Annotated in this window: 12 protein-coding genes and 1 pseudogene; 8 read left to right on the forward strand and 5 right to left on the reverse strand. The window is 58.2% G+C overall.

Going from position 1 to position 15,482, the window contains the following annotated elements; all coding sequences use genetic code 11:
* Positions 1-357: 357 nt before the first annotated feature.
* The 3 genes from J2W46_RS04685 to ppk2 form a co-directional block, all read right to left on the reverse strand.
* Positions 358-1,155, reverse strand: a complete 798-nt coding sequence (locus J2W46_RS04685; RefSeq protein WP_310351681.1) for a transporter — start codon at positions 1,153-1,155, stop codon at positions 358-360.
* 748 nt (positions 1,156-1,903) lie between these two features.
* Positions 1,904-2,860: a Na/Pi cotransporter family protein gene (locus tag J2W46_RS04690; RefSeq protein WP_310351683.1), complete on the reverse strand. Its 957-nt coding sequence runs from the start codon at positions 2,858-2,860 to the stop codon at positions 1,904-1,906.
* Positions 2,861-3,119: 259 nt separating this feature from the next.
* On the reverse strand, positions 3,120-3,944 hold the full coding sequence (ppk2, locus tag J2W46_RS04695; protein ID WP_020066744.1) for a polyphosphate kinase 2: 825 nt from the start codon (positions 3,942-3,944) through the stop codon (positions 3,120-3,122).
* A gap of 333 nt (positions 3,945-4,277) precedes the next feature.
* Between ppk2 and J2W46_RS04700 the strand changes: the two genes are divergently transcribed.
* From J2W46_RS04700 to J2W46_RS04715, 4 genes and pseudogenes are all read left to right on the forward strand, one after another.
* Entirely contained in the window at positions 4,278-5,750 is a 1,473-nt protein-coding gene (locus J2W46_RS04700) for an alpha/beta hydrolase (RefSeq protein ID WP_310351688.1), read from the forward strand.
* A 715-nt stretch (positions 5,751-6,465) separates the two neighbouring features.
* Entirely contained in the window at positions 6,466-7,266 is an 801-nt protein-coding gene (locus J2W46_RS04705; RefSeq protein ID WP_310351690.1) for a hypothetical protein, read from the forward strand.
* A gap of 172 nt (positions 7,267-7,438) precedes the next feature.
* Positions 7,439-8,475: pseudogene (locus tag J2W46_RS04710) on the forward strand (SulP family inorganic anion transporter); the annotation flags it as partial.
* A gap of 171 nt (positions 8,476-8,646) precedes the next feature.
* Positions 8,647-9,057 (forward strand): STAS domain-containing protein, encoded by a 411-nt coding sequence (locus tag J2W46_RS04715; RefSeq protein ID WP_310352056.1) that lies wholly within the window; start codon positions 8,647-8,649, stop codon positions 9,055-9,057.
* 235 nt (positions 9,058-9,292) lie between these two features.
* On the opposite strand, the gene J2W46_RS04720 is transcribed toward J2W46_RS04715, so the two are convergent.
* Entirely contained in the window at positions 9,293-10,252 is a 960-nt protein-coding gene (locus J2W46_RS04720) for a LysR family transcriptional regulator (RefSeq protein ID WP_027804425.1), read from the reverse strand.
* Positions 10,253-10,370: 118 nt separating this feature from the next.
* Between J2W46_RS04720 and J2W46_RS04725 the strand changes: the two genes are divergently transcribed.
* The 4 genes from J2W46_RS04725 (at position 10,371) to J2W46_RS04735 (ending at position 14,414) form a co-directional block, all read left to right on the forward strand.
* Entirely contained in the window at positions 10,371-11,537 is a 1,167-nt protein-coding gene (locus tag J2W46_RS04725; RefSeq protein WP_020066750.1) for a mandelate racemase/muconate lactonizing enzyme family protein, read from the forward strand.
* 157 nt (positions 11,538-11,694) lie between these two features.
* Positions 11,695-13,053 (forward strand): C4-dicarboxylate transporter DctA, encoded by a 1,359-nt coding sequence (dctA, locus tag J2W46_RS04730; RefSeq protein ID WP_310351694.1) that lies wholly within the window; start codon positions 11,695-11,697, stop codon positions 13,051-13,053.
* The gene (locus J2W46_RS34335) at positions 12,965-13,246 is read left to right on the forward strand and encodes a hypothetical protein (protein ID WP_374726804.1); all 282 of its coding nucleotides are present in this window, start codon (positions 12,965-12,967) and stop codon (positions 13,244-13,246) included. Before dctA ends, J2W46_RS34335 begins: the two co-directional genes overlap by 89 nt.
* A 256-nt stretch (positions 13,247-13,502) precedes the next feature.
* Positions 13,503-14,414 (forward strand): substrate-binding domain-containing protein, encoded by a 912-nt coding sequence (locus J2W46_RS04735; protein WP_310351697.1) that lies wholly within the window; start codon positions 13,503-13,505, stop codon positions 14,412-14,414.
* A gap of 67 nt (positions 14,415-14,481) precedes the next feature.
* Here J2W46_RS04735 and J2W46_RS04740 read toward each other — a convergent pair whose 3' ends face one another.
* Complete coding sequence (locus J2W46_RS04740; protein WP_088174132.1) at positions 14,482-15,414, reverse strand: LysR family transcriptional regulator; 933 nt, start codon at positions 15,412-15,414, stop codon at positions 14,482-14,484.
* Between the last annotated feature and the right edge of the window lie 68 nt (positions 15,415-15,482).

The raw sequence follows: 15,482 nt of genomic DNA on the forward strand, positions 1-15,482 counted from the left end.
TGTCCTCCAAAGTATGGTGATGTCCGCTGTCATACTTATTGACAGCGCGCCGATTGAAGAAATCGAGGTCAACCAGCCTGCAGCGCAATGGGAGCGCGGCCATTGGCGCAAGTAACAAGCGGGCCCGCCAATTTCAGTTTGCGGAAATCGAACACACTCCTGGTTATGTTCGTCGGGGCCCCCTCTCGAAAGCACCCGAAAGCGAATTCGACGCTAAACGTTGCATACGCTCCTCAATTTTCTCGACAGCCATGGCAGTCGCCGGATACGGCATGAAGCACTGAACCGGACCGGTTAATGTAAGCGCGGTAGGCGTGCCGCCGCGCCCGAAGCCGGCCGACGATCAACCACTGACTGTCACTTCGGGAAAAGCAGGGTCACGACGAGGCGCGCGCCCCAGCCGTGAGGGCCGGTATCCGGGCTTGCGGCCCAGTAACGCACTCCTGCGCCGATGTTCACAGGCAGTTCCCCGATCTTGAGCAGCTTGCTGACAGTTGCGTTGATTGGAGTCGACCACTGATGCCGGTTCCAGTTGTATGTCGATTCCGTGTTCAGAACGAATGTCCAAGCGTCCTTTGTCGTGTAGTTAAGGAAAGGCTGCATGAACGTCGAGCTCACGCCTGCGCGGTTGCCATCGCCGGCAAATGACCACAGGTGGTTGGCTAGAAAGCCATACGTCCAGCCGTTAGCCTGCCAGAGCAGCACAGCGGTTGGCCCGGCGCCCCACTTCTCGGCACCCAGCAGCCGGTCGGTAGATACCGGCAGAAGAAACACTGGACCCACACCCCAGATCAGTCCGCCTTGCGTGGGCTTTGCTGGCGAAAAAAAGAAGCTCTGGACGACATCGCCTAGACCGGTCTGCGATCCGGAACCGGGCGCAACGTTGTTTTGCGAAACAATCGGCGCGATGGTGCGCGAAATGAGATTCCAGTTGCCATTTAGACGAAAGGGAATCACTGGCTGGAAGTTCAGAAGATATCGGTCTCCGTCCCTGTTGGCTCCGATGTTTGCATCGTAATTGAACTGGAACGGGACACTGATCAATGCGGCGACCGGGTTGCTCAGTTGCTGCGCGAGGTCTGCATCACTCTCCGCGACCGCGGGCATCGGTATCAACATCAGAGCGACGATTCGAATAGCTTTGCGGAAAAGCAAGCAGACGTCAGTCATGCTTCGCTCCTCAAATCGCGCAACTCTGCTCGAACCGCGCAGGGACGCTCGAGGTATTTGCATATGATCCACTTTCGCGGTCAGCCAAGCCCTTCTGCCCGCCTCCGAGTCTTGACACCTCAGCGGGTCCAGGAGATCCGTTGCGAAGAACTGCCTTGAAGAGCTATACGAGGTAATGGCCAATGAAGATAAGTCGGCGCCATACATCCGACCTCAATTTGACCAGTATAGTCACGGATCTTGAGGCGACGGTCACTAATTATGGCGAGAGATCTCCCGGCGAAACCTTCCGTGCCAACCGACTCTAGCTGCTTGCATTACACCTATTTCCGATTCGAGCTGTCGCGCCTGTTCTCCGTACGGCCGGACCTCTTGTTCTTCGCGCGACACCTTCAGACGAAGAACTCTGCCGTACCACCGGATAGGTGGTACATGGATCGAAGAACTTTTACGTTCCCATCCTGTTGCATCGCAGCCAATTAGTGCCTCGGCGTATCGCGTCGATCGTACCTCGGACATTCGCTTTCGCCACCGCGTCCACAAATTCATCATTCTTATCCGAGCTGAACGCGGTCGCTCTCTTCTGCTCCAGATAGTAAATCGCGATCGGGGTGACGGCGGGCTGTCAGACGCGGCGGTTCGCATGGCGGACTTGGCCCGGCGTTAGTTGCGTGTCACGCGTTGGCCCACGTGGCATGGAGTCAGGAAATGTTTTGTCCGTGATGGCAGCCATTTATGACGCCGGTTCAGATCTCGCAGTTCGAACGTCGGCGCCGAGCCATTTTCCGAGCAAGGGTTCAACCCACGTCAGCACCAGAAGAAAGCCAATTGCGACGCTAAGATTGAAAATCAGATGCGCCCATGCCACCGCCATGCCCGGATTGGCGGTCAGTTCCACCATCGCTCGCGAGAAGGATCTCAGGAATGGGAAGTAACACAGCACGCCGGCTGCGTTGAACAGAAAGTTGGTAATTGCCGTGGCCCTGGCGACAGAACTCATCCCGAGGCCTGCAATCAACGCAGTCGATGTCGAACCTACGTTAGAGCCGATGACGATCGGTATCGCTGCCTGGGGCGGCAGCACACCTTGCTGGACAAGGAGAATTGCCAGACCAGTGGTGACACTGCTGGACTGGACCAGAGCGGTAAACACCAGGCCGGCGAGCACGCCTGCCCAAGGAGCCTCTGCAAGTGCGAGCCATTCCTTGAACTGTGGGCGCTCTTGCAGAGGCTTCAGCTCCGCGGATATCAGATCCAGCGCGAAGAAGATCAATCCAAAATAGAAGACAGCTTTCCCAATGTACCTTGCGCGGACCGGCAACACTGAAATCAGGGCCCCGAGCACGATGAATACAGGACCGATGCCCGTAAGCTTGAAGGAGACGAGCCAGGCGGTTGCCGTTGTTCCCACATTGCTACCGAGCAGGATCCCAAGACTGGCCCGGAAGGAAATGACGGATGCGTCGACCAGGGTGACTGCAAGCGCTGTGATTGCACTGCTTGACTGCACAATCGCTGTCGCGAGCGCACCGACCAGAAACCCAAGCCAGCGGCTCGCCGTGACGCGCCCTAGCCACGACTGCAGCGCCGTGCCCCCCACGTCCTGGAGTTCGCGACTGAAGCCCTGAAGGCCGTACAGGAAGAGGAGAACTGCGGAGACCGCGGCAAACAGTCCCTGGATTGGTGTCATGGCGACCTCCCTATCCGTTCCCCGCTATGCGGGAAAGACGTTCAAGTGCCGAAACCACGTCGATGGAAGACAATGCTTTGGCGAAAGGCAGTATGTACTCGCTCCGGGGTTCTGACCAGCCGTTTACGCCCGCAGTCGTCAGGCAATGCACCGGCCGAGACAGTCGGCCAGTTGTGCCGACGTCAGACGCTTCACATCGGCACACACCGCGTTGGCCACCGCGTTGGCCACCGCGTTGCGACGCATCGCGGTGGGCAAGTTATCCGCGGATCTCCGGAACAAATCTGAATGGGTAGTCGGGCTCTTTGTACCCTCCGGGCTTCTGTCGTTTGGGTAGCGTGACCTTTTCGCGCGCCACTTCCTCATAGGGAATCCTGCTTAGTAAGTGGCTAATGAGATTTAGGCGTGCCCGCTTTTTGTCATCCGACTTCACCACGTACCAGGGCGCGAACTCCGTGTCTGTCGCCCTGAACATTTCGTCGCGTGCGCGGGAGTAGTCGTACCACCGCTGGTACGACTCAAGATCCATCGGCGACAGCTTCCAGATCTTGCGCTGATCGTGAATACGCGCTTCCAGTCGACGCGTCTGTTCTTCCATACCGACTTCGAGCCAGTACTTGAGTAAAATGATGCCGGAATCAGTCACTGCCCGCTCGACCAATGGCGCGTCTTTCAGAAATGTCTTCGCCTGTTCTTCCGTGCAGAACCCCATGACCCGTTCCACCCCGGCGCGGTTGTACCAGCTGCGATCGAACAAGACGATCTCACCGCTCGCGGGCAGATGCGGCAGGTAACGCTGCATATACATCTGGGATTTTTCGCGGTCCGACGGCGCTGGCAATGCGACGACGTGAAAAATCCGCGGACTCACGCGCTCGGTAAGCGCCTTGATCGTCCCGCCCTTGCCTGCACCGTCGCGCCCCTCGAAAATGACACATACCTTGGCGCCCGTTGCAATGACCCATTGCTGGAGCTTGACCAGTTCGACGTGAAGGCGAGCGAGCTCCTTCTCGTACTCCCGGTTACCCAGCTGGTGCTGCCTGTTTGCCTCGGGTGGCCGTGCACCGACCTTTGCATCCTTCATCGCCTTTCTCCACGGCATCTCGGATTTGCTGCCGGTGACAAACTATGTGCACTACCATCCGGTATGGCAATAGGCATTTAGAGCAATCCTCATGTTTGTCCGGAGGCAGGAGACGATCTCTCCTGATCCTGTCGAACCTACAATCGGCAAGCGGCTCGTCATGTATGTCGTGAGAAGCATGGTCTCTATCCACCTGACATGAAAACCCGTTCACGTATGGTTCGCGCTGTGCGCCTTTGGGGGTTTGGGCTTGTGGCGCTCGCGATTGCCCTGCTTGGGTTGCGCGCTTACGATGCGCGAACAGGGCCTCCTCTTGAACGATGGCACACCTATGTGCCGGACGAACTTAGCGCAGAGCGGCTTGATCAGAGCGACTGGCCAATCTATCTGCAGCACGAGGACACGCTGTTCGACGAGGTGCGCAGACAGGTCACTGATCGCCTGCCTCCCGAGGCACGCGTGCCGTCGAACCGCTATTTCGAGGGCAGCCCGATCTACCCGCCGCGCTTCGATCACGACTGGAACCGATCGTATGAAATGTTGCCAGCTGGCAATCCCGTCGGAGCAGTCGTCCTGCTTCACGGCCTGACCGATTCACCGTACAGCCTGCGGCACATTGCACGGCGGTATGTCGAGCACGGATTCGTAGCAGTCGGCATTCGCCTTCCCGGGCACGGCACGGTGCCAGGCGGTCTGACAAACGTCGACTGGAAAACATGGATGGCAGCGACACGACTCGCTGTGCGCGAGGCGCAGCGGCGCGCGGGCCCGAACCATCCGCTTCACGTCGTCGGGTTCTCAAATGGCGGCGCGCTCGCGATGAAGTATGCGCTCGACAGTCTGGAGGACAACACGTTAGCCCGACCGTCACACATCATCTTGATCTCCCCGATGATCGGCATTACGCGCTATGCACGATTCGCGGGTCTGGCTGCCCTTCCAGCACTGCTGCCGCCTTTCGAGAAGGCCGCATGGCTGGGTATCGTGCCGGAATTCAATCCCTTCAAATACAACTCGTTTCCAGTCAATGGCGCGCGACAGTCGCACGGTCTCACAATTGCATTGCAGGAGCAGATTGCCCGCCTCGCCCAAAGCAGCAGCCTCGACGGCATGCCGCCGGTATTGACCTTCCAGTCGGTGCTCGACTTTACCGTGAGCACGTCGGCAATCATCAAGCGGCTCTACGTCATGCTTCCGGACAATGGGAGCGAACTGGTCCTGTTCGATGTGAACCGCCGTGCAAAAGTCGGGCCGCTGATTGATCCGGCATCGTCACGGGCGTTGGCAAAGGTATTGCCAACGCTGCCGGTTGACTACCAGATGACGACGATCGGCAACTTGCCTGATGGCGCTGACGACGCGGTCGAGCGCGTAGTCGAACCGGGTACGACGGTAGCCCGCACGCGCAGTCTTGGTCTTTCGTATCCGCCGCAGATCTTCTCGCTTTCACACGTGGCGATTCCGTTTCCACCCGACGATGCGCTTTACGGTACGCAACCCGCGAACGCAGCAAACTCGCGCTACGGTATTTCGCTGGGCGCATTTGTGCCTCGCGGTGAACGGGGCGCGTTGACGATCAGCCTCGATTCCATGTTCCGGATTTCGTCGAATCCATTCTTTCCGTATCTGCTCGCGCGCATAGACGAAGCAATTGCCGAGTCACTGCACGCGCACAGTACTCAATCCAGCCGTGCACGGCGCGCGAATTCCGCGCCGGCCGTACCTTCACTGGGACCCGATCCAGAATTTGACGAGATGCAACGAAGGGCGCTGGACATGGAGCAGGATCCGGAGAACATCCCCTGATCCCACACTTTTAAATCGATGGCGTTCCGGACATCGACAGCCGACTCCCGGCCGGGTGTAACGAATCGTTGTCACGGAAATTCAGAGCCCATTCGAATCCCCATTTCGCTGCTGAGCAAACGGGAACGGGAACAGTCCGTCTGCCTTCATCGTCATTGGCGAACTCAGGGCATGCCGGAGTAAGCGCATGACTATGCTTAGGAGCGCAACAGAATCGGCATCCGCAATGATCAGCGCAATGACGAAACTAAATGACGAGTGGGTGATTGATGTTTGCTTTTCCGGCGTATGCAGCTAGATTTAAAGTCAACACGGTTAGCAAAGCAGTCGAAACCGAAGGGCGGTTTGGGGACGGCTCTCAGTTCGGGGCATCTCTTCTGAAACGCGACGAATGATGTTCCGATGTCAGATCCGGGCGCCCCGAAGAGTTCTCAGGCAAACATCCTGAAAAACGGCGGAGATCGTCTCTATGGAAATGACGTCATGATCCGGCGCTGTCGCATCCGCGTCTGGCATCCCATCCGTCAGCCAAGCGGTGCCGTCTGACGCACCGCCGTGCTTCATCCGCTGACGATCCAGGTGGCTTAAACGCAAGGTCGATGCAACTATTCCTTCTTCCTGTCGGAGGAAGCGCAATAAACGGACGAGCATGTGCGCTTCGGTCCATCTGGTTTCAAGGTGTGGATCACTGTGAGCTTGCGCCCGGGTGCCTTCCATGTCGAAAGAGAGAAAGATGTCGAGCAGCCATCCCTTTCGCGATGTGATCGTGTGCTTGACGTTCGGCACGCTGGCGGCGACAGCGTCGGCGCAAGCGGACCAAACCAAGACAGAGAACGGCTGGACTTTCGAAATATCGCCTTATCTCTGGATGTCGGGAGTTCGCGGCGACGTAGGCGTGTTCGAACGCCTGCCGCCTTCCTCGATTGACGTGAGCTTTGGCGACATCTTCAATCATATCGATTGGCCTGCGGTCGTTTTCGTGAGCGGTGAAGCATGGAAGGGCCGCTTCGCCATTCTTGGCGACGTACAGTACATAAAACTAAAAGCGAGTGCATCGACGCCAGGCCCCTTGTTTGGGACGGGAACGCTCGTACAACAGAACTTCCACAGCATGATCGCCGGAGCCTACCGGTTCATTGACTCACCGAAAATTACGGTCGATGGCCTTGCGGGGGCAAGAATTTTCTACGTCAACAACGAGCTCACACTGACCAGTGCCCTCCTTCGCGGGAGAAGCGGCAGCAGCAGTGACGCATGGGTGAATCCGGTCATAGGCGTGCGCGGGACGTTGCCGTTCGCTACCGGATTCAGCGTCGACGGCTACCTGGACGCCGGAGGATTCGGAATTTCGTCCGATTGGACATGGCAAATCTACGGTGGCGTTGGTTACCGCTTCAAGAAATGGCTCACCGCCTACGCCGGATACCGCTATCTCGATGTCCGGCATAGAAACGGTGGATTTCTCTACGACGTGACGCAGCAGGGACCGGTGCTCGGCATACGATTTATCTTCTAGGATGAGAGCCAGACGGTCACCGCTCGTGTCAACGAACGAGCGGATAGTCGCCGTCAGCCAATGTGTCCACGTTCCAGTTGCAGGCGCACAACCGATCCGTCAGCGGTCGAACGGGACCGGAAGCAATGCTATGAGAGAGATGCTTGAGCCTCAATCCACCAAGTCGTCGCCAATGATCGGACGTGGCGACATTTTCGGTGGCGTGGCGGCGGGTGTTGTCGCGCTACCGCTGGCGCTCGCCTTCGGCGTCGCATCGGGACTCGGCCCGGTGGCCGGCCTTTACGGTGCCATTGTCACCGGCATCGTCGCCGCCCTGTTTGGCGGCACGCCGGTGCAGATCACAGGCCCGACCGGGCCGATGACGCTGGTCGTTGCAGGTGTGCTGGCGGCGAACATGCTTTCTTCTGGCAGCGCGAACCTTCCACTCGTCGTTGGAATCTTCGTGGTCGCCGGTTTCATGCAAATCGCTTTCGGTCTGCTGCGCATCGGGTCCTATATCCGATATGTGCCCTACCCGGTCATCTCGGGCTTTATGAGCGGCATCGGCGTGATCATCATCACGCAGCAGGTCTTTCCGATGCTCGGCGTGGACGCACCAGGATCAGACCCGTGGTCGATCCTCAGCCAGTTGCATTTACTGGGAGGCAACATCAAGTGGAGCGCCGTTGCGCTTTCCGCGTCGACGATCGCGATCGCATTGCTCCTGCCCCGATTCACCAAGGTAATCCCGGCCTCCCTCGTGGCGCTGATCGTGCTGACGATCACTGCAGTGATGCTGAAGCTCGACGTCCCCGTAATCGGTGAAATCCCGTCCGGATTGCCGACCCTGACGATGCCGGCGTTCGACTTGCACCGGCTGCCTTCCCTCGTGTCTGCCGCGCTCCAGCTATCGCTACTAGGCGCCATCGACTCGCTGCTGACAGCGCTCGTAGCCGACAACCTCACGCGTACGCGGCACGACAGCAACCGCGAGCTCATCGGGCAAGGCCTGGGCAACATCGCAGCGCCGTGATTGGCGGACTGCCCGGCGCCGGCGCCACCATGCGCACCGTTGTCAACGTCGATGCAGGGGGAAGAACACGCCTGTCGGGCGTGATCCATGGACTCTTCCTGGCAGCCGTGCTGCTTGGCCTTTCAGGATTGCTTCAGCACGTTCCCCGTGCAATTCTCGCTGGCCTGCTGGTGACAGTCGGAATCGGCATCATCGATCGCCGCAGTTTCCGCCACCTGCTTAAATTGTCACGGTCGGATGCCTTTTTAATGCTCCTCGTGCTCGCGCTAACCGTATTCACCGACCTCATCATCGCGGTGGCCACGGGCCTCGTCGTCGCTTCGTTTGTCTTTGTGAAGAAGGTGGGCGACATTACCGAGCAGCGGACGATGCTTACCCCAGTCGCTGATGAGCCTTGGGCGGACGAACTGACCATTCCCGCCGGACTTCGCGACAGACTTCTGATCAAGCACGTCGACGGGCCGATCTTCTTCGGCTTCGCCAGCAAGTTCCTCGACATCGCGCGTCAGGCGACACTCCTGAGCAGGCTGTTGGTATTGCGCATGGATCGCATCTCGTACATGGACCAGACTGGCGTCTATGCGTTGGACGATGCACTGGTGCGGCTAAACGCAGCCGGGGTGCGCGTGCTGGTCGTTGGCGTTTCGGTGTCGCAGCGCGACCTTCTCGAGCGGCTGCAGGTAATCCCGGCGGTCGTACCCGAGCGCGACATCTTCAACAACTTCGACGAATTGAAGAAGGCGCTTCCAGTGATCATCGGAGACCTTCACGCGAAATGAAGACGACACTCCGTCAGATGGGGGCGGCGATCGCCCTCGGCTTGCTGCCCCACGCGATGGTCTCCAGTCGACCGAACTCTTCGGCCACTCGCCGCTTTCCATCGTCAGCGTCTCGTAGCGGCAAACCTGAGTCATTCGGGCGTTGATTCGCCGCGGTGTCAAGTCAAGACCGACCGAAAGCAACGTCAGGAATTACGCGTTTGCAAGCGTTCAAGTCTGTCTTGCTTCCAACTCATCAACCGCGGCTGCGCTTCTTCCGTTCCCGCGGCTCCGCGCCGGTTTCCACCGGAGTGAACGGTGCCTGGAATCGACTCACGAGGAAATCAATGAATGCGCGCGCGCGGGCTGTTTGATTCTTCTGCCTCGGGTAGTAGACGAATAAGTCGGCGGACGGAAGAACCGTGTTAGGCAGCACAAGTTGGAGGCGCCCGCTCTGCACATATTTGGCCAGGTCCCATTCAGACCGTATCAATATTCCGTGTCCTTCAAGCGCCCAGCGAAGTACGATGTCGCCGTCGTTACTCGACAAGGCCCCTTTGACCTTGATGGCCTCGGTGTGGTCATTCACGATATAACGCCAGACGCCATACGCGTCGTTATTCTGGCGATGGATGATGCAACGATGTTGGGCTAGATCCTCGACGCGCTCTGGTGTGCCGTACTTCTCCAGGTATTTTGGCGAGGCACAAAGGAAGCGGCGATTGCTCATGATCCTTCGCGCGCTCAAGCGAGTGTCCGGAAGTTCGCCGAATCTTATCGCCATGTCGAACGCGCCTTCGACAAGATCGACTGGACGATCGGTGACCTCAAACTGGATTTCGACGCTGGGGAAGCGTTTTGCGAATTCCGAGACCAACGGCGCGATTGTTGTTCGGCCGAAGCCGAGCGTCGCATTGACGCGCACGAGCCCTTGAGGGTCACCTTTCGTTCCCGAGATCGCTTCCTCCATTTCGCGGACCTGTCCGACTATCTGCGTTGCATACCGAAGATATGTTTCGCCTTCAGGCGTGAGACTCACGCTCCGGGTAGTTCGATTGACAAGTCGTACGCCGAGTCGCTGTTCAATGACGCCAAGCCTCTTCGTCGCAGCCGGCGGGGACAGGTCGAGAGCTCGTGCGGCGCCTGACATGCTTCTGAGTTTCGCCAGAAGTATAAAAAACTCGAAATCAGTCGCAGTCTGCGTCTCAGTATTCACTGGAATTGAAAAGTGATGTGAATGAAAGTGCAGTTTAGCAGTCTTTTTCACGGTTAATCTACGTCCCATGTTGCAGCCGACGAGTCGCAACACCTCGTAAAACTCTGGAGACGAAGCCGTGAGAATCGTTGAAATCCGCGAAAAGACCGTTCCGATCAGTTCCCCGATCCGCAATGCCTATATTGACTTCAGCAAGATGACGCTGAGTCTGGTCGCAGTCATCACCGACGTGATTCGGGACGGCAAGCCGGTAATCGGCTACGGCTTCAACTCCAACGGCCGGTACGGGCAGGGCAAGCTCATGCGTGAGCGGTTCATCCCTCGCATTCTCGAAGCTGACCCCGCCTCGCTGGTCAACGATGCTGGTGACAACCTCGATCCCCATAAAATCTGGGCGACGATGTTCACCAACGAAAAGCCCGGCGGCCACGGCGAACGCTCGGTCGCAATCGGCACGATCGATATGGCAATCTGGGATGCGGTCTCGAAGATCGAAGGGAAACCGCTGTTTCAGTTGCTGGCGGACCGCTACGGCAACGGCCAACCGGATCGCAAGATTTTCGTGTACGCAGCAGGCGGCTACTACTATCCGGGCCAGGACCACGAGAAGCTGAAAGACGAGATGCGCAGCTATATCGACCGCGGTTACACCGTGGTGAAGAAAAAAATCGGCGGTGCATCGCTCGACGAAGATCTTCGCCGCATCGACTCGATCCTCAGCGTGCTGCAAGACGACCAGAAGCTTGCCGTTGATGCGAACGGTCGCTTCGATCTGGACACCGCAATTCAGTACGCAAAGGCGCTCTCTCAATACGATCTGTTCTGGTACGAGGAACCGGGCGATCCGCTCGACTTTGAACTGCAAGCCACGCTGCGCAACTACTACGACAAGCCGATGGCGACGGGCGAAGACCTGTTCTCGATGCAGGACGCGCGTAACTTGATCCGCTATGGCGGCATGCGTCCCGACCGCGACTGGCTGCAATTCGACTGCGCGCTGAGCTACGGTCTGGTGGAGTATCTGCGCACGTTGGACATGCTGCGTCAGCACGGCTGGTCGCCGAGCCGCTGCATTCCCCACGGCGGTCACCAGATGTCGCTGAACATCGCCGCTGGCCTTGGCTTGGGCGGAAACGAGTCCTATCCGGACCTGTTCCAACCGTACGGCGGCTTCCCCGATGGGGTCAAGGTCGAGAACGGCTATATCACGATGCCGGACCTCCCGGGTATCGGCTTCGAGGGTAAATCGGATCTCATTGCCGAGATGCGCAAGCTGTCGGCATAAACACTCAGCGGTATCAGGGCATCGGCGGTCCTCGTCGATGCTACGCCTATAAAAAGATCAATTCAGGCGCACCTCGGCCGTGCTCACCACAGCGGATTATGCCGCTGTGGATGCTCGTCCGTACTCTACAAATAGACGCCAGTCATAGGAGACAGACATGCTGGTATCGAAAGTCAGGAAGACGCTCTCGAAGCTCTATGTGCAGGTTCTTATCGGGATCATCGCCGGTATCCTGCTGGGCCACTTTTATCCGGACGTTGGTTCCCAACTCAAGCCCCTCGGTGACTTGTTTATCAAGTTGATCCGAATGCTGCTTGCACCGATCATCTTCGCGTCAGTGGTTGTCGGCATTGCCCGCATGAATGATCTTCATGAAGCGGGCCGCGTCGGCGTCAAGGCGCTGCTTTACTTTGAAGTCGCATCGACGATCGCACTCCTCGTTGGGATGGTCGTCGTGAATGTCTTCAAACCCGGTGTCGGCATGAACGTCGATCCGTCGCACATCGACGGGTCTGCGATCTCGACCTATACGGCTGCCGCCAGGCAACATGGCATGCTCGACTTTTTCACGAGCATTGTCCCGAACAGCATCGTTGGCGCGTTCGCCAACGGCGAGATGCTGCCCATCATTTTCTTCTCGCTGCTGCTCGCCATTTCTCTCGCCAGGCTAGGACCTCGGACGGCACCGTTTGTAGACATGCTCGATATGTTCCTTCAGGGCATGTTCGGGGTGGTGCGGATCGTCATGTACGTCGCACCTATCGGTGCGTTCGGCGGCATGGCCTTCACCATCGCAAAGTACGGGATCGGCACATTGGCTTCCTTCGGCCAGTTGATGTTGTGCCTCTATCTAACGTCTATCTTCTTTGTGGTTGTAGTCCTCGGACTGGTAATGAGGATGTGTGGATTGTCGCTGTTCAAGTACCTCCGCTACATCAAGGACGAGATCCTGATCACGCTCGGCACGGCGTCCACGGAAGCGGTACTTCCGCAGATGCTGGTCAAGATGGAACGGATGGGCTGCTCGCGACCCGTTGTTGGAATGGTGTTGCCTACCGGATACACCTTCAATGCGGACGGAACGGCGATATATCTCACGATGGCTGCCCTGTTCATCGCGCAGGCGATGAATGTGCATCTGACGATTTGGGATCAGTTGCTTGTGTTGGGCGTGCTTCTTCTCACTTCGAAAGGCTCGGCGGGAGTCGCGGGTGCTGGATTTGTTGCGCTGGCCGCGACGCTCGCGTCGATGCACAAGATTCCGGTCGAAGGTTTGGTCCTGCTTCTCGGTGTCGATCGTTTTCTTAATGAAGCTCGGGCCGTGACGAACCTGATCGGCAATGGGGTTGCAACTGTCGTGGTCGCGCGTTGGGAAGGACAGCTCGACATGAACACTGCGCGTGCGGTGCTGAATCGTACGTACGTTGATGAATTCGAAGAACTGCAGCCGATCGACAATCCGGCCATCGCATCCGCATCTGCGGGCGACGCATCCGTCCGATCGAACGCTCATTGAGCCTCCACAACATCACTCTGCAAATTGGCAGTCACCCTTGGGCGACTGCCAATTTTTTTTGAGCATTGCCGAAACGACCAAGCAAACGGATAAAGAAGGTTTTCGCGAAGCCGCGCTCAACTATCATGAGTTCCCGACGCCAGAGAAGACGGCAAGCGCGTACGTCGGCTTCAGCGCAATTGCTGACATTTGAATGACCGCGGCCTTTTGCGGGCGGATGGCCGGTAGTGGCCGAACCCGTCCGCTGCCCCATCCCATGAAGTGACAATGGCGGCCCGCCGATCATCGGCTTATTATCCCGAAAGGTCGTTGAAAACTAGTGTGGGGGCAAAGATTCCACTTGCCCGGCGAGAATCTTCATAACAGCGAAATGCCTTTCCGCAAGCTTATGCGGTCAGGTCGAGGCCACTTCGAGTGGACACACCATGCTTGGACCTCTGAGACTTTTCGTGCTGCTCTGGTCGCTGGCGGTCATGGCGCCGACCGCGCATGCGAGCACAATCGGTGTCGTCCTGCCGGGCTCATCGCTTGTCTTCTATCAGACATTGCTCAAGGGAATACAGCAGTCGGCCCTTGATCATCGTGTAGATCTGCTGATTCGCAACCCGTCCGACGGCGAGTCGCTCAATACACCGAATATCCAGCTGCGCATTATCGAATACATGGTGACGCAGGGAGTCTCGGGCGTGGTACTGGCACCAGAACCATTGGCCGGCGACACGCGGGTTTCAGTCCCGGTCCCCGTGATCCTCGTGGATCGATACAGCGCCGATTACGATGGAATCTCGACCGTCTACACAGACAATTTCAGCGCTGGCAGGAAGGCGGCGCTCAGCCTGGTACCGGTTCTGAAAAAGGGCGCCAAGGTGGCAATGCTGCGGCTCGCGCCCAACGTGAGTTCGACTGTTGCGAGAGAAAGCGGATTTTTAAGCGTTGCCCGCAAAGAGGGATGGGATGTGGTGATCGATACCTACGTAGGGTATCGACCGCGCGATGCCGAAGTGCTGATCGCCGAGGTGATAAAGAGCTACCCGGGCCGCCTCGATGCCGTTTTTGCGCCGGCTGAACCGATTGCCTACGGCGCTCTGCGGGTGATCGAGACTGCGGCAATCGGCCAGCGCCCGCGCCTCGTGCTATTCGACTGGCGTCCGGAATTCCTGGAAGGCCTCAAAAAAGGAATCGTACATGCCGCCATATTGCAGGACCCTTACCGTATGGGTTACCTCGCCTTGGCGTCCATGGTCGAGGCACTGCAGGGCCATCCGCCACCCCGCACTCTCTTCGTCGACGTGGTCACCGTTACGCCACAAAACATGAACGATCCGGCGATCCGGTCGTTGCTGGCGAAGTACACCAGATAAGCGGAGTGAGCCACGAGCGCCTTCAGTACCGCTCCGCGCACTCAGAAAAGCGCAGCCGCGTCGGCGGTCATTCCACCAATGCGTTCGCGTACTCACGCATCGCTGCGCTCATGGGCAACACCCGTTCCCTGAGATGAGCATGAAGATATCGGACAGCCGGCGAGAACTGACGACGGTGCGGACAGACCAGGTTCAACGGCGCTGTTTCCCCGGGCTGGTCAGGCAACAGGACATGTAACCGGCCGGATATCACATCGTCGTGCACGTCGAGCCACGATTTATAGGCGATGCCGCGGCCTTCCACCGCCCAGCGTCTCGCGATTTCCGCATCGTCGCAAAGCAGCACGCCTCTCACCGTGACCTGCCGCCGCACGCCATTGGACGGAAACGACCAGCGGTCATAGACGCGACCTGCCAGCACATAGGGCAGGCAATCGTGCAAAACGAGTTCGTCCAAAGAAGCGGGCGAGCCGCGGCGCTTCAGGTACTCCGGCGAAGCCACCAGCACCCTTCGATTGTTCTCGGCGAGTGCGAGCGCAACGTAGCTCGCCTGCTCCGCAGACCCATAGCGGATTGCCACATCCACCGGATCGCGGAAGACGTCGGTTACGTGATCCGACAGGGAAAGCCGCAATGTCAGCTTCGGATGTTGATCGCGGAACGTACCAAGCCAGGTCAGCAGGTTATTGCGGCCGAGATCGGAAGGCGCCGCGATCCGCAGCATGCCTTGCAGCGCATGTCTTTCTCCATGCAGACGTTCGCGGCCTTCGTGAATCATCGACAGAACTTCTTCCGCATAGGGAAGGTACTGCTCGCCTTCTGCAGTCAGCTTGAGGCTGCGAGTGGACCGCGCAAAGAGCCGGATATCAAGCTCCCGCTCGAGCCGCAAAATCGCTGCGCTGACCTGGCCGGGCAGAAGGTCCGCCTCTCTCGCCGCGTTTGAAAAGCTGCCGAGCGCAGCAGTTCTCACAAAGAGTTGAAGGTCTTCTAACCGGACCATTTTCATTCCAGGAGTGAAAGTCTTCCCTAATGTAACCGGTTTTTCGCACGATGAGGTCGCGCCAGAAT

Origin of the sequence: Paraburkholderia strydomiana (genome assembly GCF_031456815.1) — a bacterium.
GTDB lineage: Bacteria > Pseudomonadota > Gammaproteobacteria > Burkholderiales > Burkholderiaceae > Paraburkholderia > Paraburkholderia caledonica.